The sequence below is a fragment of the Bacteroides ilei genome (assembly GCF_900128495.1).
Classification (GTDB): Bacteria; Bacteroidota; Bacteroidia; order Bacteroidales; family Bacteroidaceae; genus Phocaeicola; species Phocaeicola ilei.
The window spans coordinates 481,166-505,868 of record NZ_LT635801.1 but is presented as its reverse complement, the minus strand read 5'-3'; the positions used below and the strand labels follow the sequence as shown (position 1 = coordinate 505,868).

Below are 24,703 nucleotides of genomic sequence, written 5' to 3'. Positions count from 1 at the left end.
TGCATGTCGGCATATAATCTTTATATTTGAAGATAAACCTTAAACATCTTTTCATATGGAAACTCCATTGTTCTGGCTGATACCTGCAGCTTCCATTTCAGCCCTTTTGCTGGCATGGTATTTCTACCGGCAAATGATGCGCGAAAGCGAAGGAACAGCCCGCATGCAACAGATTGCCTCCCATGTGCGCCAGGGAGCGATGTCATACCTGAAACAACAATACAAAGTAGTGACCCTGGTCTTTCTCGGACTGGTTATCCTGTTCTCCATCATGGCCTACGGATTCAACCTGCAGAACCATTGGGTACCCGTAGCTTTCCTTACCGGAGGCTTCTTTTCCGGCCTGTCGGGATTCCTTGGAATGAAAACCGCCACATATGCCTCCGCCCGCACAGCCAATGCCGCACGCAGTTCGCTGAACAAGGGACTGAGGATCGCTTTCCGGAGCGGGGCCGTCATGGGACTGGTGGTAGTAGGTCTCGGACTGCTTGACATCTCATTCTGGTACATCCTGCTGGACCATTTCATCCCCGACGACGGGAATAACCCGACAGCCAAGCTCTGCATTATCACAACCACCATGCTCACCTTCGGAATGGGGGCATCTACACAGGCCCTCTTCGCCCGTGTAGGCGGAGGCATCTATACGAAAGCCGCCGATGTAGGGGCCGACCTCGTAGGAAAGGTGGAAGCCGGTATCCCCGAAGACGACCCGCGCAATCCGGCAACCATAGCCGACAATGTGGGAGACAACGTGGGTGACGTAGCCGGTATGGGAGCCGACCTGTATGAATCCTACTGCGGATCCATCCTGGCAACGGCCGCTTTGGGAGCGGCTGCCTTCATCGGGAGCGGCGACACATCCATGCAGTTCAAGGCTGTCATCGCCCCGATGCTGATTGCAGCTGTGGGCATCATCCTCTCCATGATAGGTATATTTTCGGTACGCACGCGCGAAGACGCCCACATGAAAGACCTGCTCCGGTCACTTTCGTTCGGCACCAACCTGAGCGCCATCCTGATTGTAGCAGCCACATTCTTCATTCTATGGCTGCTGGATATAACCAACTGGCTGAACATCGCCTTTGCCGTAGTTATCGGACTGGTAGTAGGCATCATCATCGGACAGTCGACCGAATACTACACTTCCCAATCCTACAAGCCCACCCGAAAATTATCGGAAAGTGGTAAAACAGGACCTGCCACGGTAGTCATCTCGGGTATCGGCCTGGGTATGATATCTACCACCATTCCCGTCATCGCCGTAGTGGCAGGCATCATCCTGTCCTACTGGCTGGCATCCGGATTCGACCTGACGAACATAGGCATGGGACTGTACGGTATAGGAATCGCAGCGGTAGGAATGCTTTCCACGCTGGGTATTACCTTGGCTACCGATGCTTACGGCCCCATTGCCGACAATGCTGGAGGTAACGCCGAAATGAGCGGACTGGGAGAAGAGGTACGCCGGCGCACCGATGCGCTTGATTCCCTTGGAAACACTACAGCCGCAACCGGAAAAGGGTTCGCCATCGGCTCGGCAGCCCTGACAGGCCTTGCCCTGCTGGCCTCCTATATAGAAGAGATACGGATCGGACTGGAACGGATAGGGACCGACCTGCTGGCACTTCCCGACGGTACCAGCGTTGAAATACAGAAGGCAAGCTTCACCGACTTCATGTATTACTATGACGTGACACTGATGAACCCGAAAGTACTTTCCGGCATGTTCATCGGCAGTATGATGGCTTTCCTGTTCTGCGGACTGACGATGAATGCCGTAGGACGGGCGGCAGCCCATATGGTAGAGGAAGTGCGCCGCCAGTTCCGTGAAATCAAAGGCATACTGGAAGGGAAAGCCGAACCCGACTATGCCCGCTGCGTACAGATCTCCACCATCGGAGCGCAGCATGAAATGATATTCCCCTCCGTCCTGGCCATCATCGCCCCTATCCTCACCGGACTCATATTCGGGGTTCCCGGAGTTATCGGACTGCTGGTAGGAGGCCTGTCGGCAGGTTTCGTACTGGCCGTCTTCATGGCCAACGCCGGCGGCGCCTGGGACAACGCGAAGAAATACGTGGAAGAAGGGAACTTCGGAGGAAAAGGCAGTGAAGTGCATAAAGCTACGGTAGTAGGCGATACGGTGGGCGACCCCTTCAAGGATACATCCGGACCGAGCCTGAACATCCTCATCAAGCTGATGAGCATGGTGGCCATTGTCATGGCCGGTCTTACCATATCGTTCAGCCTGTTCTGACCCCTTCCGGAACCATCCGAAAGGTACCCGGAAATTCTTCAAGGTCTTTTCTGGAAAGTTCAAGATCTTTTCCCGAAAAATTCAAGATCTTCTCATGAAAACGTCAAGGCTTTTGACTATGAACGCCAGGAACTTTACGGTAAAAGATCAAGTCATTTTTCAGAAATGGATCACAGTACGCTCCGTTCCTCTAAAGGAAATGTACGCCTGAAGGCCACCTGAAGCCGGATTGGGAATAAAAGTAGCCCAACATAGGGAGGAATTGCAAAATCTTTGTTATTTTTGTAGCGAAATTGAGTTAATGTATCAACAATGAACGTATTAGAACTAAGTGAACAAGAGATAATCAGACGCAACAGTCTGAATGAATTGAGAGCGATGGGCATCGATCCGTACCCTGCTGCCGAGTATGTAACCAATGCTTTTTCGACAGACATCAAAGCAGAATTCAAAGACGATGCAGAACCGCGTAAAGTATCCGTTGCGGGACGTATCATGTCACGTCGTGTAATGGGAAAAGCGTCTTTCATTGAATTACAGGACTCTAAAGGTCGTATTCAGGTATATATCACCCGTGACGATATCTGTCCGGGCGAAAACAAGGATCTATATAATGTAGTATTCAAACGCCTGCTTGACCTGGGTGACTTTATCGGTATCGAGGGTTTCGTGTTCCGTACACAGACCGGGGAAGTCTCCATCCACGCCCAGAAGCTGACGGTACTTTCCAAATCCCTCAAACCGCTTCCGATTGTAAAATACAAAGACGGAGTGGCATACGATAAATTCGAAGACCCGGAACTCCGTTACCGCCAGCGCTATGTAGACCTGATAGTAAACGACGGTGTAAAAGATATCTTCCTGCAACGTGCAACAGTTATCCGTACCATCCGCCACATTCTGGATGAAGCCGGATATACTGAAGTAGAAACTCCGACACTACAGAACATTGCAGGCGGCGCCAGCGCCAAGCCATTCATTACCCATTTCAATGCCCTCGACACCGATATGTATATGCGTATCGCTACCGAGCTGTATCTGAAACGACTCATCGTAGGCGGATTTGAGGGTGTATACGAAATAGGCAAGAACTTCCGTAACGAAGGTATGGACCGCAGCCACAATCCGGAATTCACTTGTATGGAGCTGTACGTTCAATATAAGGACTACAACTGGATGATGTCGTTTACAGAAAAGCTGCTTGAGACTGTCTGCATTGCTGTAAACGGTAAACCGGAACGCGAAATCGACGGAAAAATCATCAGCTTCAAGGCTCCTTACCGTCGTCTTCCGATCCTGGACGCCATCAAGGAAAAAACCGGTTACGACCTGAACGGTATGGACGAAGCTCAAATCCGTGAAGTCTGCCAGAAACTGAATATGGAAATTGACGACACCATGGGCAAGGGCAAACTGATCGACGAAATCTTCGGTGAATTCTGCGAAGGTAACTTCATCCAACCGACCTTCATCACCGATTATCCGGTAGAAATGTCACCGCTGACCAAGATGCACCGCTCTAAACCGGGACTGACCGAACGTTTCGAGCTGATGGTAAACGGAAAAGAACTGGCTAACGCTTATTCAGAACTGAACGATCCGATCGATCAGGAAGAACGCTTCAAGGAACAAATGCGTCTGGCTGATAAGGGAGACGATGAAGCGATGATTATCGATCAGGACTTCCTGCGTGCCCTGCAGTACGGTATGCCTCCTACCAGCGGTATCGGTATCGGTATCGACCGTCTGGTCATGCTGATGACGGGCAAGACCTACATCCAGGAAGTATTGTTTTTCCCGCAGATGCGTCCGGAAAAAGTTGCCCCGAAAGATGCTCCGGCCAAATTCATGGAGCTGGGTGTACCCGAAGCATGGGTACCTGTCCTCCAGAAAGCAGGATATAACCTTGTAACAGATATGAAGGAAGTGAATCCTCAGAAACTTCACCAGGATATCTGTGGCATTAACAAGAAGTACAAATTGGAGCTGGCCAACCCGACGGTAGATGAGGTTGCGGGCTGGATTTCGAAGATTTAATCAATTAAAAATTGGAACCAAATATTAAAGACTCCTTCCTCCTCAAGGTTGAAGGAGCTTTTAATTTTTCTCTTTTAATTTTTAATTACAGAATAGAAGAATGAAATTACCCGGGAAAATAGCTATTATGGGTGGAGGTAGCTGGGCAACGGCAATCGCCAAGATTATTCTGGCCCAGACAGACTCGATAAACTGGTATATGCGCCGAGACGACCGCATTGAAGAATTCAAGCGGCTTGGACATAATCCGGCTTACCTGACCAGTGTGCGCTTTGATCTGAAATGCATCAACTTCTCATCGGATATCAACAAGGTAGTAAAAGAATCGGACACTCTGATTTTCGTTACCCCCTCTCCTTATCTGAAAATCCACCTCAAAAAGCTAAAGACAAAAATCAAGGATAAATTCATCATAACAGCTATCAAGGGAATCGTTCCCGATGACAACTTGATCATATCCGACTATTTCCATCAGATGTACGACGTGCCGGAAGAGAACATTGCCGTACTGGCAGGTCCTTGTCACGCCGAAGAAGTAGCCTTGGAACGTCTCTCCTATCTCACCATCGGGTGTAAAGATATCGAAAAGGCCAAGATGTTTGCACGGCAGTTGTCCGGACACTACATCAAGACTTCCGTCAATACAGACATTGCAGGCATTGAATACGCTTCCGTACTGAAAAATGTCTATGCCATTGCGGCAGGTATCTGCAGCGGACTGAAATACGGCGACAATTTCCAGGCGGTGCTGGTATCGAATGCCCTGCAGGAAATGAACCGTTTCCTGGACACGGTCGATCCGATAGACCGCTGTACCAACGACTCGGCCTACCTGGGAGACCTGCTGGTTACCTGTTACTCCAACTTCAGCCGTAACCGTGTTTTCGGAACCATGATAGGCAAGGGATACTCGGTTAAAAGTGCACAGATTGAGATGGAAATGATAGCAGAAGGATATTACGGAACCAAATGTATCAAGGAACTGAACAAACACCTGCACGTAAACATGCCGATTGTAGATGCCGTATATAATATTCTTTATGAACGGATTTCACCCATGATTGAAATCAAACTGCTGACAGACTCATTCAGATAAATACAATACCGTTATGGAAAATATCAAACTAAACATTGAAAAGACACTGGATTTCATATCCAAAGACAAACTTGCTTCTTACGAAAGCGATGTCAAAGCATGTATGGAAACACTTGAAAAGGGTACAGGTTTAGGAAATGATTTTCTAGGCTGGCTGCACTTGCCGTCTTCCATTACAAAGGAACATCTTGATGACCTCAAGGCTACCGCCCAGATTCTCCGTGAAAACTGTGAAGTGGTAGTTGTTGCAGGTATAGGCGGCAGCTACTTGGGAGCACGCGCCGTAATCGAAGCCATGTCCGACAGCTTTGCATGGCTGCAGGAGAAGAAGGCAGGACAACCCACCATTATCTTTGCCGGGCACAACATCGGTGAAGACTATCTTTATGAACTGACCTCCTACCTGAAAAACAAGAAATTCGGTGTCATCAACATATCCAAATCAGGCACTACAACCGAAACTGCCCTGGCATTCCGACTGCTGAAAAAACAATGTGAAGACCAGCGCGGCAAGGAAATGGCCCGCAAGGTAATTGTGGCTGTCACTGATGCCAAGAAAGGTGCGGCGCGCGTTACAGCCGACAAGGAGGGATACAAGTCTTTCATCATTCCCGACAATGTAGGCGGACGCTTCTCTGTACTTACTCCGGTAGGTTTGCTGCCGATTGCCGTGGCAGGTATCGACATAGACCAGCTTGTGGCCGGTGCCGTTGAAATGGAAAAGGTGTGTGCCAATGAAAACATGTCCGAAAATCCTTCGGCCCTGTATGCAGCCACCCGAAATGAACTCTACCGCAGCGGGAAAAAAATTGAAATTCTGGTAAACTTCCAGCCTAAACTCCACTATTTCATGGAATGGTGGAAACAGCTGTATGGAGAATCGGAAGGAAAAGACAACAAAGGTATCTATCCCAGCTCTGTAGACTTTTCAACCGACTTACACTCCATGGGACAATGGATCCAGCAGGGAGAACGTACCATCTTTGAAACCGTGGTTTCCATCGCTACCCCCAACCATGAACTGCACGTTCCCAGTGACGAAGAAAATCTGGACGGCCTGAACTTCCTGGCAGGAAAACGGGTAGACGAAGTCAACAAGATGGCCGAACTGGGAACCCAGTTGGCCCATGTAGACGGAGGAGTTCCGAACCTGCACATCAGTGTTCCGAAACTGAATGAATACTACCTGGGACAACTGATCTATTTCTTTGAAAAGGCCTGCGGAATCAGCGGCTATCTGCTTGGAGTGAATCCGTTCAACCAACCGGGAGTAGAGGCATATAAAAAGAACATGTTTGCCTTGCTGGACAAACCGGGATATGAAGAGGAATCCAAAGCTATCCGGGCACGTCTGAACAAATAAAGCCCTAAAATACAGGAAACAAAGGGAGCAGCGGAAACACCGTTAGCTTCCTTTGTTCTTTTTTATTCCGCACCACATTGATCAATATTATAAACCTAACATACATTATGCCAGAACAAGCGGTAAACGATTACTTACAAAAACATCACTTTGAAAAGATCGACCTGAAAGCCGTCCTATTCGACATGGACGGCGTGTTGTTTGATTCGATGAAAAACCATGCCACTGCATGGCATGAAACGATGAAACAATATGGCATGCACCTCAGCCGTGAAGAAGCCTATATGCACGAAGGACGGACCGGAGCATCGACAATCAACATTGTCAGTACCCGGGAACGCCACCGTGAAGCGACCCAGGAAGAGATAGAAAAGATCTATAAGACCAAAAGCCAGATATTCAACTCCCTGCCAGAAGCCGAACGGATGCCCGGAGCCTATGAACTGCTGCAGAAGATAAAGGCATGCGGACTGATTACCATGGTGGTGACAGGGTCTGGACAAAAATCATTGCTGGACAGATTGAACCGGAATTTCCCCGGCATATTCAAGGCCGAACTCATGGTCACGGCTTTCGACGTGAAATACGGGAAACCTAACCCGGAACCTTACCTGATGGCACTGAAGAAAGCAGGGATAAAAGCCAACGAAGCCATCGTAGTAGAAAACGCCCCGTTAGGCGTACGTGCCGGCGTAGCGGCAGGAATATTTACCGTCGCAGTCAATACCGGACCGCTTCCCGACAAGGTCCTGCTGGACGAAGGAGCCGACAAACTTTTCCATTCTATGCCGGAATTCAACGATAATTGGGAAATATTTTACCAAGGAATCAAATAAAACCGTATATTTGTGCACAATAGCATTTACAATGCTTATACTAACCCTAACAAATTCAAATTGGATAGACGAAAAGACTGCCTCGTGATGAAGCGGTCTTTTTATTTTTTACATCTTCTGAATCAAAGGATGCATCACATCCCCTGTGACACATCCTTTTCCTAGTAAACCTTAATCATGTATTATGTAGTGAACAGTATATCATACATTCCAGACAGACCGGTTACGAACCATCACAACCGTCTCACTTCTCTAAGTATACACAAAGATACATAACCTCACTGAAAGGACATTGCGCCGCTGTAACACAGTGTTTGACGGTTATTACAACCACCAATAAACATGTTACATAAAATGCTGCAGAACGTACATCCGCATCGGCAGATAACTGCAGGACGGTAACTGGCCTTCGTCATTCAACAAACAAAACATTTCATGCCATCACCTCTGACGGTTAAGCTCCTCCCTTGACGGACTCCGATATAATCCAACATTCAATTTTACACTTTTACACTCTTCCAAAGTATGAACAGGAGGATCCAAATAATCTGGAAATGCCATCCGGCTAAAAGTCTGAAAATACAATAAACATCCGTCTTTCCACCATTCAGCATCACGTACTTGTGTCATTAGCCGAACTTGTACATCTTTAAAAATATCCAAATCGATCTCTCCTTGCAGACTGTTCCATTGACGTTGTATATCTCGCACCTCGTCAAGTCCATGCTGATATCGAAAACAAAGTTCATCCCATAAAATACGTCCACTCTGACAAGGATAATCCCAAGGAACATGATGAAACCATAACAAATATTTATCCGGACAAGTACTTACATTTTCAACCATATGATAAAACTCATCCCTATATTGAGCTGTATTACCACTTCCTGTAGCAACAGTACGGTCAAACCCAATACCTAAAGAATCAGCTTTATTATAAAAGACAGGCAGCCAATCACGACGTACACCTGGAAAATTCTGCCAAGGTCCCGGTGCATAATGTGAATCACCAAACTGATGATGCAGACCTAGAGGCATTTCATAATCGACAACAGCTTCACGGCTCCTCATCAACATATCCACAACAGTAGCAGTAATCTTTGAATCTTGAGGCGAAAGAAAAGTCTGTACGGCCCACTCTTCCGCTATACTCTTGGCATCCAAATGTGGATTCCATGCCATACGTCCATAAGCATACCAATTTGCTTGAGCCAAAGGATGGCCACACCAACTGGCATCCGTTCCAATATTAGCTACTCCAGAAATAGCATTATAATGGGCCTGCTGCTGATATGCAGTATAATTGGCATAACGATCTACATCTTCAAAGAACTCCTGCCACATTGTGCCCAAATAAGCCAAATGATTGGATTGACCTAAATATTCCTGTGTCACTTGAAATTCCACCATATTAGATGTCTTCTGTAATGTTCCAAAAAGAGGGTTAAATGGTTCCCGAGGCTGAAAATCAATAGGACCGTTCTTAATCTGGATAATTACATTATCAAGAAATAACCCATCTAAATCTTTAAATTCCAGACATGCCTGCTTGGCACGATCCGGATCGGTTGGGCTATAAACAAAAGCACGCCACATCACAATTCCACCATAGGGACGTAATGCTTTCGCTAACATATTTGCCCCATCAGCATGAGTCCGACCAAAATCCATAGGTCCAGGTTGACCTTCACTATTCGCTTTTACCAAAAATCCTCCGAAGTCCGGTATCAGGTTATAAATCTCCTTAACTTTCTGTTTCCACCATCTTTGGACTTCCTTGTTCATAGGATCCGAAGTTTTAAGTCCATCCAGAACTGCTGGACTCGAAAAATTTACTGATAAATACACTTTAATACCATAAGGACGTAAAACATCTGCATATTGACGGACCCAATCAAGTACTTCATGTGTAAGCATCCGTGGTGAAGCATTAACATTATTAAGTACTGCCCCATTAATCCCCAATGATGCATTAGCACGCATATACATCGTATTGTGCAATGGATTATTGACAATTCCAGCAACATCATTAACCCCCTCCTCATTCATTTTCCAAAAGATACTACTTCCAGCATATCCTCGTTCACTATTTCCATCAAGATTATCCCAATGATCAAGTACACGAATATCATGAAAAGGAGTTTCAGTTACTGAATATGACCTTTCCCCGTTTACAGCATCAACAATAGAACCTATTCCCTGTAGTCTCAACAAATGATATACTCCATAAAGTAAACCAATATCCGAAGGTGAAATCACAGTCGTTGAACCATTATGTATGTTAATTGTAAAAGCATCAGCCTTCATTCCTTTACGTTTGCTCATTTTCAAAATCACAGGACCTCCATGCCATCCTTGAGTCAGTTCATTAACTGCGATATCCGTTGTTAAAGATGATTTTGTCTCCAACGTAATTTGAGCTTTTTGACTTGAAGTTTGTCTAAGCCACAAACGAGAACCATCATCCGCATTCGTCCTTAATGGTGAAATCAAGAAAAAGACTACGGCTCCCACGAACAGACAATACCTAATATTATTCATTATACTCATAAAACATAAATTAAAAAGTTAAAACCGCTGATAATCAAAAAAAATCAAAATCAGCATATCCTTCTGTAAACAGAACGCCCTGTACAAAAAGGCCCAAATGAACCCCTGTAAATCCACCGATTGTTTCCGTACTCAGATACCGATATTCCATGGAAGCCAACAATTTGAACGAACGGTTATCCTCGGAATACCACAAATGATAAAAATCTTTATCCGATGTTATCCGCAAATACACAATGCGACTGTCAAGCTTCGCTTCATATGCAATGTGCTTCATTTGCCCTATATGTATCACAGCCTGTACATACCTGCTTCCATTACGACAAGTGACCTGAACTTCATAATGGTTCAAACGGGCTGCATAAGCTATAATTCCAGCCTCATCCCCTTCTTTCAATCCGTTTACATCCAGACAGGTTGTCGCCTGGAAATTGAGTTCCGTCTGCCTTCTTCCGATAAAAGTAGGTGACCCTAAACTATCGATTGACACACCAGAAGCGTAAGCATTCGAAGAAATGCACCTTTTACATTTTGAGGTTTGGTTGTAGCTTTGCGGCAGTGAATACAATCAAACCTCAATTATTATGAACAGACAAGAATTTGAAGAATTAGAATTGCAGGTGCAACAAAGCGAGCTGCCGTTGAAGTCGTACCTTCAACAGATAGGTGTAAGTTATTCAACCTATCACTACTGGCGTAGAAAATGTTCCGTTGACAGGAGCAGTATCAAACACGAGTTGGCTCCTATCAGTTTTAAACAGGCATTTACGGAGTCTTCCCAAGAAGAACAATTGCCGCATGGTGTTGCGCTGCTGTTTCCCAATGGACTTCGTGCCCACTTCGGGAGCGGTTCTGAAGATTTGCTGAAGGAAATATTTACCCAAAGTCTTCGAAACGGTCATGTTTAACCTGAACGACACGATGCGCTACTTCCTGTGTCCTGGCAGGACAGATATGCGCAAGGGTATCAGTTCGCTATGCGGAGTGGTACATGAGAAAATGAACAGTGAAGTGAGGAACGGTGATGTCTTCATCTTCATCGGTTCCAGCCGCAGGCTAATGAAACTCCTTCATGCCGAAGACGGAGGTATGGTAATGTATGTAAAACGTCTGGAGGCCGGTCGCTTCAAGTTGCCGGAGTATGATCCCAAATCAAACAGCTATCCCATGGAGTGGCGCGATCTGGTGATGATGGTTGAAGGAATACAGGAAAACCCGGAACAGAGGCTCCGGCGGTTAAGAGCCGAACGTAAGGAATACCATGTATAACATGTTTTTATGTGAGTAAACTTTGGATATTGTTGCATAATTCACTGTTAATTAGTATATTTACATCATTAAAAGAAGTATAGACAATGGAAGAAAAAGAAATTTTACTCAAGACGATAGAAGGGCTGAATGCCTCTATAGCCTCATTGTCTACTACTAATAAGAATCAATCCGAACAGATAAAAAATCTGCAGGAACGTATCAAGGAGTTGACGGCTCAGGTCGCATGGCTGAACCGTCAGCTCTTTGGTCGTAAATCGGAGAAACTTCGCGTATATGATCCTAATATGCCAGATCTCTTTGCCGACGAGTTTTCCGGACTCCGGCAGCAGGCGGAAGAAAAGCGGGACGAGGCTGTGGAAAAGATTGAGAAGGAATCGGTGGAAGACGTAAAACGAAATCGTCAGAACCGCAAAATGATAGAGGACTTGCCCGTATTGGAAACCGATACAATAGAACCGAAAGGCGTAGACTTGTCTTTATACCGTAGAATAGGCGAAGAGATAACAAAAGTCGTCAAACACAAGCCGGGAATGCTTTACGTCAAGGTGATCATCCGTCCCAAATATGCTCTCAAGGATAGTACCCTGCTTCCTCCGGCCGGACAGAAAGGCGTAGAGATAGCTCCCATGCCGCTGATGCCGGTCGACAAGTGCATTGCTGACACCAGCCTGCTTGCCGAGATACTGCTTCAGAAGTATGAATATCATGTCCCGTTCTACCGTCAGATACAGCAATACCGCCATCTTGGAATGAAAGGCCTTACCGAAAGTACACTGGACGGCTGGTTCAAGAAAACCGTGGAACTGCTTAAGCCTCTGTATGAAGAACTCAAATGGGAAGTCTTCTCCTGTGACTATGTACAGGCGGATGAAACTACAGTTCCGGTCATTAACAGAGAAAAACACAGAGCCGACAAGGAATATCTCTGGATGGTAAGATCAGTCATGGAGAAACTGGTCATCTTCCATTACGACGGGGGATCACGGGCCGGAGCGGTCATCGAATCCCTGGCAAATCACTATCACTTCAAGGGATATCTTCAATGTGACGGTTTTGCAGGTTATGAAACAGCCTTCAAGACCAACCCCGACGTGCGGCTACTCAACTGCCTGGTGCATATACGCCGTCATTTTGAGCAGGCTTTGGATGAAAACAGGGAGATGGCGCAACATGCACTGACTCAGATACAGCATATCTATAAAATAGAACGCCAGTGTGACGAAGCCGGCCTGTCATATGATGAGCGCAGACAGACGCGTCAGGAACTGTCCAGGCCAATCATGGAGGCAATGAAGGTATGGATGGAGACAGAAGGAATTAAATACAGTCCAAGTTCTTTGACAGGCAAGGCCATAACATATGCCTATACCAAATGGGATAATATTATGAGATGTCTGGACGATGGCCGCCTGTACTGGGACAACAATCTGGCGGAAAATGTCCAACGGCCCATCACTCTGAGCAGAAAAAATTTTCTCTTCTGTGGTAATCACGAAGCTGCGGTTAATATGTCTGTCATATGTTCTCTGCTGGCCACATGTAAGGCGCACGGGGTAAATCCCAGGGTATACCTGAACGATGTTATCGCACAAATGCCTTATCACAAAAAGGCAACCCAAGAAGAACTTTTGAATCTACTTCCACATAAATGGAAGTTGAAACATCCGGAATGTGTACTGACAAGGCAAAAGGAGGAATCTTGTAACTGATATAAATTGTAACATATGGGTTCAACAAAACAATAGCGGCTGATACTATTAGGTTCATAGTGACAGTCGCTATTGTTGTATATAAAGGTTTAATACCTGTAGTTGGCCGAATACTTACCCAGAAGCCCTCATACGCAAAAAACTTTTCCGCTCTTTCAATGAATAGTTGACCGTGTCCGGATTGCATATATAACTCCAGAACAACTGCATTTCAGGATTGTCAAAATGATCCAATGAGATTTCTTCGGGCATTGGCACCTGAGGCAAAGTCTTACAATCCATTTCCAATTGTATCGTTCCGTTTCCATTCACTACCGGCCATGCACCTTTATCCCATCGGACAGGAGCCAGAAAAGTTTCACGACCCATCACATGTTGCAAGTATCCGCTAGTGCGATACCCCAAACAGATCATCCACCATGATCCGTCCGTTCCTTCTACCAGATCTGCATGTCCCAGGCCCTGTATCGGACTGTTCTGCATCTCCTTGTTAAAATGTGAAAGAATAGGATTGGCAGGACAAGGTTCATAAGGCCCGTCCAGAAAACGGCTTCGCGCTATTGTTACATGATGACCATGCTCTGTACCTCCTTCTGCAATCATCAGATAATAGAATCCATCCTTTTTATATAAATGTGGACCTTCGGGATACCGACCTCCCAGCCCGGACCACAGCCGTTTAATCTCAGACAAGCTTTCCTGTCTTTACGTCTATTTCACAAATCTTGATGTATTCATCTTTCCACAGGAAATAATATTTTCCATCATCAAAAAAAAGTGTAGGGTCACAACTTCCTATGGCAAAATCGATGGTGATAGGATCAGACCATTCACCAGCAGGATCATCCGTATAGACATAAAAATGTCTGCGGGAAGGATAAATTGTAGTGATCATGTAAAACCGGCCTTCGTGATAACGGATCGTGGGAGCATAGATTCCACTATTTCCGTCAGTATTCTCCAGATTCACTTGCGACGGTCGGGTAAGACAGGCTCCGATCTGCTCCCAATGAATCAAATCCTTACTGTGATAGACCGGTACTCCAGGAAAAAACTGGAAAGTACTGTTCACCAGATAATAGTCGTCGCCGGCACGGCACACACTGGGATCGGCATGAAATCCCGGTAATACCGGATTACGAAAACCTTGAGCCGCAACCATGTGACAAAAACATAATGCACAAAAGAAAAAAATCAAGACCTGCTTTTTCATAGATTTAAACAATTATAGATTAACAACAAACAAAGGGGTACACGGACAACCGTGTATCCCTTATATCTATAGATAATAGAAATTATTCATAACCCGGATTTTGATATGCATCCTTTTCTGCTTCAGTCATAGTCATTGCATCTAACTGCCCTTGTGGAATTGGACGAAGATAATGATAATCCTCAATAGTACGAGTAATCACCTGCTTAGTATGATCGCCATAATTATTTCCACATATTTCATATTGACCAGCTTTTTCTTCCCACTTCTGTGTACGGACCAAATCCAGCCAACGGTACCCTTCGCCAAAATATTCACGAGCACGTTCATCCAATATATAATCAATCGTAATATTTTCAGGAGTTTGAGTAGTCAAATATGAGCTATAATCTTCATTAACTTCTTGATTTTCAGAATTACTGAATGACCAGTTTCCAGCACGATCCCTAATAACATTTATCAAATCTCTCGCAGTCATATAAGTAGGATTTGCCCCCTTAACAGCAGCTTCAGCAGCTATAAAATAAAACTCTGAAAATTTAGCAATATTATACGGTCTAGTATTTCCTGCATTAGGTTGTCCCACACCATCACCATTATCTGTACGGTAAGGACCCCATTTCCAAAATCCCGGGAATACACGTCGACTAATACCTTCGATACCAACTACAAAATAAGGAAGATTAGGTAATTCACCTACACCAATAGCATTATTTCGCTCTGCAACTGCATAATTTATAGAAGGATTGTCCTCAAATAAGAATTTCAAAATAGGCTCCCCTTCTCGAACCTCCATATTATTTGCACCATAAACATAACCATTAGGAACTTCAACTTTTTCCGTTGACCAATTAGTACGATAAGTTGTATTAAAAGTTCCATCATAACGTGAATCTTTATCTTTATCTGTAAACACATCACGAATAATATTGATAGTAGGACAAAGACGAGTCCATGGACGTCCATAACCCTGAACAGCTACACGACGAATCGGAGTAATCCTTGAACTTTCAACCCATTTTCCATTTTCTAACTCTGTAGCACATGCCAAAATCGTATAATTCCAATTCGGAAACCATCCACAGAAAAACTCAGGTGCACCACCTGTTCCAGAACCTGTTGTAGGAGCACCATTATAATAAGCATCATTTACTGTATGATCTGCATATAAAAGGATTTCTTTATTACGATCAAATTGTCCCGCATTTACCTCATAATAACTATCCATTAATCCATACGGACCAGGATTTTGGATTGCAGCAACAGCTATATCATAAGCCTGTTGAAAATACCATGCAGCATCATGACCATCAGGATCCATTCTCTGACACTCTGGATAAGTCGGAATATTATTAGGATTTTCCAGCCACCACCCATAAGTCAAGTAAGCTTTTGACAAAAACAAACGAGCCACATTTTTAGTTACTCCTCCTGTAATTCTAGGATATTCTGGCAATTTTTCAACAGCAGCAATTAAATCAGGGAATATTGCCTTTGTATATACTTCAGGAACCGTATTACGAGTTGAAACACGTACTGTTGAAATATTAAATTTCAATTCACCTGAACCTAAATCCAATGGTACCCCTCCAAACGTCTGAACCAACTGAAAATAATCAAACCCACGAAAGAAGCGAGCTTCAGCTAATAAAGCCTCATCCATTCCAGCTGCTGTTCCATTCTCAAGTACACCATTCACTGTATTAATATTTGAAAAAGCAGCCCCCCATAATACATCGGCACGACAGGAAGAAGGATTTAAATTACTAACATCCGACATATCCGCATCTTTAAAATTCCCATCAGCTTCTGCCGCATATGTCATTTCATCTGTACCTCCTTCGCAAGCCGCATAATAGTACTGCCCATAAATATAACGCAAATGTGCATACATGGAAGTTATTCCTCCTTCAATCCCTCTCTCAGTCTGAAAATAATCAGGAGTATAAAAGCTACGGGGTTGTTCATTTAAAATATCAGAACATGAAGAAACCATAAGCAAAGTTAATCCAATTGCACTTATAGTTTTTGTCTTCGTATTAAATAACCTAAGTTTCATAATAGTCTTCAATTTAATTAAAATGTAAGATTAATACCAAATAAGAAATTACGAGTCGCAGGAGAATTCGTACCAACAGTCAACAAACGCCTGATAGAAGCGACAGCTGCATTTTCATCACCATAAGAGTTTGTTTCGGGATCAAGACCTGTTTCTTTATGATAAGGAGAACATATAACAAACGGATTTTGTATAGTAACATACGCACGTAAATTATCAATTCCAAGATTTTTCACCCATTTTTGATTTTCAAACTGATAACCTAAAGTAATTGTACGGATTTTCCAATAAGAAGCATCAAAATAACCCAATGTAGAACCATATTTAGGATTGTCACCACTCTGTATACCACCTGGTTTAGGATATTTGGCATCAGTATTTTCTTCTGTCCAATAATCAACATCGACTTGTCCACGACGACCGGTCAACATATTTAAATAACCATTAGAAGCATGCAATGAACTAATCAATATCCCTCCATATTTGAATGCACCTATAACACTTAAATCAAAACCCTTATAAGAAACGTGAGTACTGAAACCACCTTGAAATTTCGGATCCATACTAAGGATCTGACGATCATCAGCTCCTATTGCACGAGTCGGTTTACCTGTTTCGTCATAATCACCTGTATATTTAACCTTAATCATACCAAAATTACCACCTGGTTCCAAAACTTGTAGATATTGAGCATCGGGATCTGTTTCATTCCACAAACCTATCTTTTCATAATCATAAATTACATCAATAGGATACCCCACAAACCAACGGTTACCCTCATCCCGTTTTTGCCCTGAAGCCAATGCCGTAATTTTATTTCGATTTGCAGAAATATTTACGCTTGCATCCCAAGTCCATCCATTAAGATTTTCCAAAATAGTTCCATTAATGGTAAATTCAACACCTTTATTCTGTGTTTTACCTACATTACCCATATAACTACCAACACCAGCAGTACTTGGCAAATTGACACTTAACAACAAATTATTAGTCTTTTGAATATAATATTCCAATGTACCAGATAAACGACCATTGAACAAACTAAAATCCAACCCCAAATTCCACGTAGAAGAATACTCCCAACCTAAATCAGCATTTGGTAATGAAGATACATAATATCCTGTAGCATAACCTGTTGGGCCAAAATTATATGGACGGGTACTCAACATACCTAAAGTAGAATATGGATCAACGGCCTGATTCGAAGTTTGTCCATAACCAACACGTAACTTTAACATATCCATCCATGTTACATTATCCATAAACGATTCCTGACGAATATTCCATCCTGCAGAAACCGCCGGATAAGTATGCCACTGATGGCCTTTTGCCAACCGTGAAGAAGCATCTGAACGCACAGTTGCACTAAACATATAGCGATTATCATAAGTATACATTGCACGAGCCATATATGATATTAGACCACTTTTCTGATAATTCCAATTATTAGGATCAACCGTAATAGTACTCTCTGCGCGACCTATATTATAATATTGGAAAAAATCAGCTGGAATATCCAACGCAGATACATGTGATTTAGTATAAACTGTTTCCTCTGCAGAAAACATACCAACCAAATTCAATTGATGTTTATCATTAAATATCCGATCATAAGTAATCAAATTTTCAACAGTCCAGTTTGTTGTTTCTTCATGTTGTAAAGATGCAGTAGATGGAGTATCAGCAGTACCACTATTCACTCCCTCTCCAGTGAATGCTCCATTCTTAGCAGAACGGTAATTCAATCCTAAATTCATACGATATTTCAATCCTTCAACCCATGGACATTTTACCTCCGCATAAAAACTATTATAGGTACCAAATCCTATTTTATCATTTACCCAACTATCACCTAAGTTTTCGACGACATCACGGGTCAACACATATTGTACATCATTAGGCATAGTGATAGTACGTTTCAAACTGCCATCTTCATTATATGGAGTAGCTAAAGGAGACATTGATAAAACTCCATACAATCCTACTTGAGTTCCACTTGTTACATTATAATTGGTATTAGTAGTCAATCCAAATTTCAAATATTTACCTATACTTTGTTCAAAACTACCACGCAAAGAATATCGTGTATATTGCTGAGTAGGTATTACTCCCTGGTCTTTATAATACCCTAGTCCAAACCCATAATTGCCACCTTTAGTTCCACCAGTAACACCAATATCATGACTAGTAACATACCCATTACGATACATCAAATCTTGCCAGTCAGTACTTACATCATTGGATTCTTCTAACGTATTTGTATAAATACCTGCATATTCACGCATAGCAGCAAATTTCTCACCATCCATCATCGGATATTTTGAAAAGACAGTTTTTAAACCGGCATAACCATTATAAGTAAATTTAGCAGAGGCTTCTTGTACACCCTTGTCTGTCGTTATTAAAATAACACCATTTGCTCCACGTGATCCATAAATAGCCGTAGATGAAGCATCTTTCAAAATATCCATACTCTTGATATCATTAGGATTAATATCAGAAATATTTCCCATAAAAGGGATACCATCCAGTACTATTAACGGATCATTAGATGCTGTCAATGAACGAGTTCCACGAATTCTAATCTGCATTGTTGCACCTGGCTGTGATGATGTTTGGGACAAGTCTACACCAGCCACTCGATTTTGTAAAGCATAAGTAATATTGTTTGCAGGGACTTCCCGTAATTGTTCCCCACCTACAGAAGCAATTGAACCTGTAACATCTGATTTTCTAGCTGTACCATAACCAATAACTACAACTTCATCTAAAACTTCCGTATCTTCTTTCAAAATTATATTAAAAGAAGTTTTTCCATTTACCGGAATTTCTTGTGTCTTAAATCCAACAAAAGAAACTATTAATGTGGACTTTGGATCTACTTGCAATTCAAAATTACCATCAAGATCGGTAATTGTACCATGAGTTGTACCCTTCTCGACTACACTTGCACCAATAACAGTTTCTCCTCTCGCATCCTTGACAATGCCTCGAATGACAACACTTTGAGAAAAAGCGTACAGAGGAATGAGACATAGCAACATGGCTATTCCCAAAAATCTAGAAAATGTGTTTTTCATACGCTTAAATTAATTAGCATTAATATTCATAGTATTTATCGTTATCGCTATAACGAATTGGTAACAATATATATAATTTATAAATAGAACAAATGCATTAACAAACATTATATCAATTAACAAAAATATTACATCTATACACTAAAAAACGTTCATCTATGTTCTATAATATAAAACGACCAATAGCCTATATACAATAACACTAAAAAACCTATAAAAGAAATCCCCACCAAAAAACTTGGCGGGGAACAGACATTAACAAGATTAAAAGTACGCCTATGGGGAGTCGAACCCCAATCGATGGAACCGGAATCCATTATTCTATCCATTGAACTATAAGCGCATCTGCATCTAAAATGCACGGCAAAAATACAATTATTATCTATTCCAACCTAATATTCGGCCTAAAATTTATTTTTTTTCATCACATTCCACAAGAGCCATTATATCAAAAAGAGAAGATATAGAGCAGATAAAATACAATATGCCAATATTTACACAAAAAAGATTGCACAATTACAAAATATAATTAACTTTGCCAACAATTAACCTAAAACAAAAAAAGATATTCAAAAAATGAGTTACCTGATAAAACCCGAAAACTACAAGCCTCTGCTTGACATGAAACAGACAGAGCTCGGAATCAAACAGATCAAGGATTTCTTCCAGCAGAACCTGTCGTCAGAACTTCGTCTGCGCCGTGTCACCGCCCCGCTTTTCGTCCTGAAAGGAATGGGTATCAATGACGACCTCAACGGAGTTGAACGCCCGGTATCATTTCCAATCAAGGATTTGGGAGAACAACAGGCTGAAGTTGTACATTCACTGGCCAAGTGGAAACGCGTCACGCTGGCCGACTATCATATCGAGCCGGGCTACGGCATCTATACAGACATGAATGCTATCCGCGCCGATGAAGAACTGGGAAACTTACATTCATTATATGTAGACCAGTGGGACTGGGAACGTGTCATTACTCCGGAACAACGCAATACCGAATTCCTGAAAAATATCGTGACACGCATCTATTCCGCCATGCGGCGTACCGAATACATGATTTGTGAAGTCTATCCACAGATAACTCCTTTCCTGGCACACGACATACATTTCATCCATTCGCAGGAACTGCTGGACATGTATCCCGACAAGACCCCCAAGGAACGTGAAAACCTGATTACTGAAAAATACGGATCTGTCTTCATTATCGGTATCGGAGGCAAACTGAGCGACGGGATTCCACACGACTTACGTGCCCCCGACTATGACGATTATACAACCATCGACCCCAAAACAGGTCTGCCCGGATTAAATGGCGACCTGCTGGTATGGAACAGCGTATTGGGACGTGCCTTGGAACTGTCGTCAATGGGTATCCGTGTCGATAAGAGTGCCTTGCTGAAACAATTGGAACTCTCCGGAAAGGAAGAACGCACCAAACTGTATTTCCACCGCCGCCTTCTGGAAGGTTCTCTACCGCTCAGCATCGGAGGAGGTATAGGACAGTCACGCCTGTGTATGCTCTACCTCAGAAAAGCCCATATCGGAGAAATCCAGGCCAGCATATGGCCGGAAGATATGCGCCGGGAATGTGCCCGGCTGGGAATGCAACTGATTTGATTCCGATTACATAAAAAGACTGGAAAGTGTGCCCTACCCGGCACACTTTCTTTTTCCAACTTCCCCTTTCATCATTTTTCCATAAAATTCATTAACTTTACTTCCCGAAAAAATAAAGGACTTATGGACGTACAGATAGAAGAATCTTGGAAAAAAGTATTGGCCCCCGAATTCGAAAAGGATTATTTCATCCGACTGACGGATTTTGTGAGAAACGAATATAGAACAACAACCGTCTATCCTCCGGGTAAATTGATATTCAATGCTTTCAATCTATGCCCTTTCGACAAGGTCAAGGCTGTCATTATAGGACAGGATCCCTATCATGGCCCGGGTCAAGCTCATGGCCTCTGCTTCTCGGTAAATGACGGCGTAGCATTTCCACCTTCACTACAGAACATCTTCAAGGAAATCCATGATGATTTGGGTAGCCCGATTCCGACTACCGGAAACCTGACGCGATGGGCCGTCCAGGGCGTACTCATGCTCAATGCGACACTGACCGTACGGGCCCATCAGGCGGGTTCTCACCAACGGCACGGATGGGAAGAATTCACGGATGCGGCCATACGGGCCTTAGCCGAAAAACGGGAACATCTGGTCTTCATCTTATGGGGATCATATGCACAGAAAAAGGGTGCCTTCATCGACCGGAACAAACATCTTGTACTCACGTCTGTACATCCGTCACCCCTGTCGGCCTATAACGGTTTCTTCGGAAACAGGCACTTCAGCCGTTGCAACGAATACCTGATCCAGCACGGGAAAACTCCCATCAACTGGTAAAACCAGGAAGAAAACCGGAATCAGTACCAGGTAACCGCACTACCCGTATTGCTCCGCTGGTCCCATTTCAACGCATCGGTCAACATAGACGAATTGGCACGGATAGAGAAGTTGTAGGAAGTGAACGGTCCGAACACCAGTCCGCACGACATGTTGAAGCAATGCAGGTCGCGTGAAATGTTGACCGTAGTCATTGACAGTTCCTTCGAAGTAAAGTCATAACCGCTCGAATAGTTTATATTCCACCGGCTTCCAATCTTCATGTTCCCCGAAATATTCAAAGAATGGGTCAACGAATACGGATAACGCATAGTCTTGATATTGATCTCTTTCGAACGGTCTTCACGGATGCTGTAACTGTAACTCAAGCTCACGCTCCAAGGCAGTTTGAAAGCCAGATAACCGTCCGGATCAATTGACGCCGACTCCGTTTTCCGGGTAGTGGAACTGTTGCTGTTGTTGTTATTGCCGTTCGTTTCCTCTTCATTTTCATCCCCGTCTTCACTGCCCTCCTTACCATCCTTATCCTTGTCTTTTCCGGAAGAATCATCCTTCTTACCGAACAGTTTCTTGAAAGTATCATTATTCAAGGTATACGAGAAAGAACCGCTATATCCTTCAAAACGTCCGAAACGCCCGTACGACCATTCTGTACGGTCACTGGTCACCACATTACCGTTTTCATCAAACTTATAGGCATAAGTGGCAAAACGTGCATTCATATTAAAGGTATAGCTTTTGGTCAGTTTCATACGGAGGTTCAAACTCAAATCACTCCATTTTTTCTGGGCGATATCATACGAAAGCTGCGCTCCCAAATCATCGATAAGACTGATCTTCTTGTAACCGGTGGAATCCTTGTCGGAAGCCATCTTCATTTCCAGGTTATTCTTCAGATTAAAACTGACATTCTGGGAAACACCCTTACCCGGATAACTGTAAGGAGAACCTTCGTAAGGAGAATATTCTACCATACGGACTTCACCGTTTTCGTCTGTATAGGTATAAGTATCATAATATCCGAAACGCGCCTTTCCAAAGTCTGGAGTATAAGTATAGCTCACAGAAGGAGTGACCACGTGACGGATGGTAATATCCTTCTTCTTCCAGAATAACGGTTTGTACATACCATACAGTTTGGTATTCATAGACAGTGCCATGTTATAGTCGTACACACGGTTGAATCCGTTGACCGTATCCTTTACCGCCTCACCCAAACGTTCGTCATAATGCTGCATCACCTTCCGGGTATACCACCGTTCAGTATAGTTGAATGAAGGAGTAATATTGATATATTTGAACAGGGTAAAGTTTGCCTCCACCGGAATATAATGCTTCATACCCGTCTGCCATTTAGAAAACGGAGTCTTGAACAGCAAGTTATCCGTAGTATTGACACTGTTTGTCAATGATCCGGTATACTGCACAGAAATCTTCTCATACCAACGTTCATCACCGACAGCCTTCTTGCGCTTGAAAGGATAGAAACGGTTCAAAGCAATGTTCAAGTCGGGCAAAGTCATGTTCAATGACGAATCCTGAGTATTTTGGGTAATATTGAACGTACTGGAAATATTCAGACCGATACTCGGGAAATTACGGGAATAGCTGATACTTGAAGCCTTCGTATTGTTGCTGTATGACGAAGGATCGTACAAGGTACTCAAACTGGAACGGTCGTAACTGCTGGTAGCAAAGTTCACGCTGGCAGAAAACGTACTGTTCGGGTTGGCCTTGGCATCCTGACGATGACTCCACTGGATACGGAAATCTTTAGACACCGTATAGTCGGGCATGTTCTTCTCACCCGTCTTGGTAACCAGGTAGCTGGCATTGAAACTGCCGCTGAACTTATACCGCTTGTTATAGGTAGACGCAGCCGACAATCCCCACGAACCTTTGGTATAGATTTCACCCAACAGCTTCAGGTCCATCTGGTCACTGATAGCAAAATAATAACCTCCGTCGCGCAGATAGAACCCCCGGTTCATTTCATCACCGTAGGTAGGCATGATAAAACCCGAAGAATAACTGCTGTTAAAGGGGAAAAAACCAAACGGAACAGCAATTGGCAGAGGGACATCCTCCACCACCAGCTGGGCAGGACCGAAAACCACATCTTTCTTCGGACGTACCTTTGCCATTGAAAGCTTCAGATAGAAGTGCGGATGTTCATGGTTGTCGCACGTGGTGTATCTACCATGCCGCATATAGATTTCATTGTCGGGACCTTTCTTGGCCTCCGAACTGGTCACGTAACCTTCACCCTGCTGGGTAGTAATGGTATTGATGAATCCCTTCTTCGTCTTGAAGTTATAGCGCATGATCTTGGATTCATATGGCGTATCCCCATCTTTAAAGACAGGAGTACCCTGATCGACTCCTGTAGAGTCGGGAACGCCACGGGCATAGACCGTACTGCTGTCCATATTCATGGAAATAAGCTGGGAAGTCAGTTCGATATTCTGGTAATTGACCTTGCCGTTTCCATACAAATGAGCGAAACCGCCTTTCAGGAATACGATTGAATCGGAAGCCTCGTATACCACCGGAGCGTCCAAAGGCTCCTTCTTGGCTGTATCGGCAGCAACGGTATCAATCGGATTTCCCAAAGAATCTACCCTCACCGAGTCGCCAACGGACAATCCTATTGCCAGTGAATCCACAGCGACCACCGTAGAATCCCGTCTTTCCCTCTTTCCTTTCACCCGCTGTGCTTCAGCATAAAAGGAACAGAAAAATCCCGACAAAATGAGAAATAGGAATAAATATGTTGTTCTTTTAAACGATGTCATTCATTCATCTTTTACGCAATGAGTGCAAAA

17 protein-coding genes and 1 tRNA gene are annotated in these 24,703 nt (G+C 43.7%); 10 read left to right on the top strand and 8 right to left on the bottom strand.

Going from position 1 to position 24,703, the window contains the following annotated elements; genetic code table 11:
* Positions 1 to 55: 55 nt before the first annotated feature.
* The 5 genes from BQ7489_RS02120 (at position 56) to BQ7489_RS02100 (ending at position 7,592) form a co-directional block, all read left to right on the top strand.
* Positions 56 to 2,260 (top strand): sodium-translocating pyrophosphatase, encoded by a 2,205-nt coding sequence (locus tag BQ7489_RS02120; protein WP_072529853.1) that lies wholly within the window; start codon positions 56 to 58, stop codon positions 2,258 to 2,260.
* A 312-nt stretch (positions 2,261 to 2,572) separates the two neighbouring features.
* Positions 2,573 to 4,297 (top strand): lysine--tRNA ligase, encoded by a 1,725-nt coding sequence (gene lysS, locus BQ7489_RS02115; RefSeq protein WP_072529852.1) that lies wholly within the window; start codon positions 2,573 to 2,575, stop codon positions 4,295 to 4,297.
* Between the two features lie 100 nt (positions 4,298 to 4,397).
* Complete coding sequence (locus BQ7489_RS02110; protein ID WP_072529851.1) at positions 4,398 to 5,393, top strand: NAD(P)H-dependent glycerol-3-phosphate dehydrogenase; 996 nt, start codon at positions 4,398 to 4,400, stop codon at positions 5,391 to 5,393.
* A gap of 13 nt (positions 5,394 to 5,406) precedes the next feature.
* Positions 5,407 to 6,756 carry a glucose-6-phosphate isomerase gene (locus BQ7489_RS02105; RefSeq protein WP_072529850.1) on the top strand — a complete coding sequence of 450 codons (1,350 nt, stop codon included), beginning with the start codon at positions 5,407 to 5,409 and terminating at the stop codon, positions 6,754 to 6,756.
* Positions 6,757 to 6,863: 107 nt separating this feature from the next.
* Entirely contained in the window at positions 6,864 to 7,592 is a 729-nt protein-coding gene (locus BQ7489_RS02100) for an inorganic diphosphatase (protein ID WP_072529849.1), read from the top strand.
* 441 nt (positions 7,593 to 8,033) lie between these two features.
* Here BQ7489_RS02100 and BQ7489_RS02095 read toward each other — a convergent pair whose 3' ends face one another.
* A complete protein-coding gene (locus tag BQ7489_RS02095; RefSeq protein ID WP_072529848.1) occupies positions 8,034 to 10,133 on the bottom strand; it encodes an alpha-glucuronidase in 2,100 nt (699 codons plus the stop codon).
* Positions 10,134 to 10,176: 43 nt separating this feature from the next.
* A complete protein-coding gene (locus BQ7489_RS02090; protein WP_072529847.1) occupies positions 10,177 to 10,632 on the bottom strand; it encodes a beta-xylosidase family glycoside hydrolase in 456 nt (151 codons plus the stop codon).
* Between the two features lie 94 nt (positions 10,633 to 10,726).
* On the opposite strand from BQ7489_RS02090, the gene tnpA reads away from it, so the two are divergent.
* The 3 genes from tnpA to tnpC all read left to right on the top strand — a co-directional run bounded on the left by tnpA (position 10,727) and on the right by tnpC (position 13,123).
* On the top strand, positions 10,727 to 11,050 hold the full coding sequence (gene tnpA, locus BQ7489_RS02085) for an IS66 family insertion sequence element accessory protein TnpA (RefSeq protein WP_022233666.1): 324 nt from the start codon (positions 10,727 to 10,729) through the stop codon (positions 11,048 to 11,050).
* Positions 11,043 to 11,411, top strand: coding sequence for an IS66 family insertion sequence element accessory protein TnpB (gene tnpB, locus BQ7489_RS02080; protein ID WP_071149928.1), 369 nt, complete (start codon positions 11,043 to 11,045; stop codon positions 11,409 to 11,411). The genes tnpA and tnpB overlap by 8 nt, the downstream gene beginning before the upstream one ends.
* 86 nt (positions 11,412 to 11,497) lie before the next feature.
* Positions 11,498 to 13,123 (top strand): IS66 family transposase, encoded by a 1,626-nt coding sequence (tnpC, locus tag BQ7489_RS02075; RefSeq protein WP_072529846.1) that lies wholly within the window; start codon positions 11,498 to 11,500, stop codon positions 13,121 to 13,123.
* A gap of 114 nt (positions 13,124 to 13,237) precedes the next feature.
* Here the strand turns inward: tnpC and BQ7489_RS17940 are convergent, their stop codons facing one another.
* From BQ7489_RS17940 to BQ7489_RS02055, 5 genes are all read right to left on the bottom strand, one after another.
* Positions 13,238 to 13,816, bottom strand: coding sequence for a family 43 glycosylhydrolase (locus tag BQ7489_RS17940; protein WP_394334063.1), 579 nt, complete (start codon positions 13,814 to 13,816; stop codon positions 13,238 to 13,240).
* A complete protein-coding gene (locus BQ7489_RS17935) occupies positions 13,809 to 14,336 on the bottom strand; it encodes a family 43 glycosylhydrolase (protein ID WP_394334062.1) in 528 nt (175 codons plus the stop codon). The genes BQ7489_RS17940 and BQ7489_RS17935 overlap by 8 nt, the downstream gene beginning before the upstream one ends.
* 82 nt (positions 14,337 to 14,418) lie before the next feature.
* The gene (locus tag BQ7489_RS02065; protein WP_072529845.1) at positions 14,419 to 16,395 is read right to left on the bottom strand and encodes a RagB/SusD family nutrient uptake outer membrane protein; all 1,977 of its coding nucleotides are present in this window, start codon (positions 16,393 to 16,395) and stop codon (positions 14,419 to 14,421) included.
* 17 nt (positions 16,396 to 16,412) lie between these two features.
* Positions 16,413 to 19,475, bottom strand: coding sequence for a SusC/RagA family TonB-linked outer membrane protein (locus tag BQ7489_RS02060; RefSeq protein ID WP_072529844.1), 3,063 nt, complete (start codon positions 19,473 to 19,475; stop codon positions 16,413 to 16,415).
* 271 nt (positions 19,476 to 19,746) lie between these two features.
* Positions 19,747 to 19,818: transfer RNA gene (locus BQ7489_RS02055), tRNA-Arg, on the bottom strand.
* 233 nt (positions 19,819 to 20,051) lie between these two features.
* On the opposite strand from BQ7489_RS02055, the gene asnA reads away from it, so the two are divergent.
* Both asnA and BQ7489_RS02045 read left to right on the top strand, forming a co-directional pair.
* Entirely contained in the window at positions 20,052 to 21,092 is a 1,041-nt protein-coding gene (gene asnA / locus BQ7489_RS02050; RefSeq protein WP_072529843.1) for an aspartate--ammonia ligase, read from the top strand.
* A gap of 123 nt (positions 21,093 to 21,215) precedes the next feature.
* The gene (locus BQ7489_RS02045; protein ID WP_072529842.1) at positions 21,216 to 21,878 is read left to right on the top strand and encodes a uracil-DNA glycosylase; all 663 of its coding nucleotides are present in this window, start codon (positions 21,216 to 21,218) and stop codon (positions 21,876 to 21,878) included.
* Between the two features lie 20 nt (positions 21,879 to 21,898).
* Here BQ7489_RS02045 and BQ7489_RS02040 read toward each other — a convergent pair whose 3' ends face one another.
* Positions 21,899 to 24,673, bottom strand: coding sequence for a putative LPS assembly protein LptD (locus BQ7489_RS02040; RefSeq protein WP_072529841.1), 2,775 nt, complete (start codon positions 24,671 to 24,673; stop codon positions 21,899 to 21,901).
* Positions 24,674 to 24,703: the final 30 nt, after the last annotated feature.

Coding starts and splice junctions, on each gene's coding strand:
- tnpB (WP_071149928.1), top strand. CDS start 11,043: ATGTTTAACCTGAACGACACGATGCGCTACTTCCTGTGTCCTGGCAGG.
- tnpA (WP_022233666.1), top strand. CDS start 10,727: ATGAACAGACAAGAATTTGAAGAATTAGAATTGCAGGTGCAACAAAGC.
- asnA (WP_072529843.1), top strand. CDS start 20,052: ATGAGTTACCTGATAAAACCCGAAAACTACAAGCCTCTGCTTGACATG.
- tnpC (WP_072529846.1), top strand. CDS start 11,498: ATGGAAGAAAAAGAAATTTTACTCAAGACGATAGAAGGGCTGAATGCC.
- BQ7489_RS02095 (WP_072529848.1), bottom strand. CDS start 10,133: ATGAATAATATTAGGTATTGTCTGTTCGTGGGAGCCGTAGTCTTTTTC.
- BQ7489_RS02040 (WP_072529841.1), bottom strand. CDS start 24,673: ATGACATCGTTTAAAAGAACAACATATTTATTCCTATTTCTCATTTTG.
- BQ7489_RS02065 (WP_072529845.1), bottom strand. CDS start 16,395: ATGAAACTTAGGTTATTTAATACGAAGACAAAAACTATAAGTGCAATT.
- BQ7489_RS02110 (WP_072529851.1), top strand. CDS start 4,398: ATGAAATTACCCGGGAAAATAGCTATTATGGGTGGAGGTAGCTGGGCA.
- BQ7489_RS17935 (WP_394334062.1), bottom strand. CDS start 14,336: ATGAAAAAGCAGGTCTTGATTTTTTTCTTTTGTGCATTATGTTTTTGT.
- BQ7489_RS02045 (WP_072529842.1), top strand. CDS start 21,216: ATGGACGTACAGATAGAAGAATCTTGGAAAAAAGTATTGGCCCCCGAA.
- lysS (WP_072529852.1), top strand. CDS start 2,573: ATGAACGTATTAGAACTAAGTGAACAAGAGATAATCAGACGCAACAGT.
- BQ7489_RS02120 (WP_072529853.1), top strand. CDS start 56: ATGGAAACTCCATTGTTCTGGCTGATACCTGCAGCTTCCATTTCAGCC.
- BQ7489_RS02105 (WP_072529850.1), top strand. CDS start 5,407: ATGGAAAATATCAAACTAAACATTGAAAAGACACTGGATTTCATATCC.
- BQ7489_RS02100 (WP_072529849.1), top strand. CDS start 6,864: ATGCCAGAACAAGCGGTAAACGATTACTTACAAAAACATCACTTTGAA.
- BQ7489_RS02060 (WP_072529844.1), bottom strand. CDS start 19,475: ATGAAAAACACATTTTCTAGATTTTTGGGAATAGCCATGTTGCTATGT.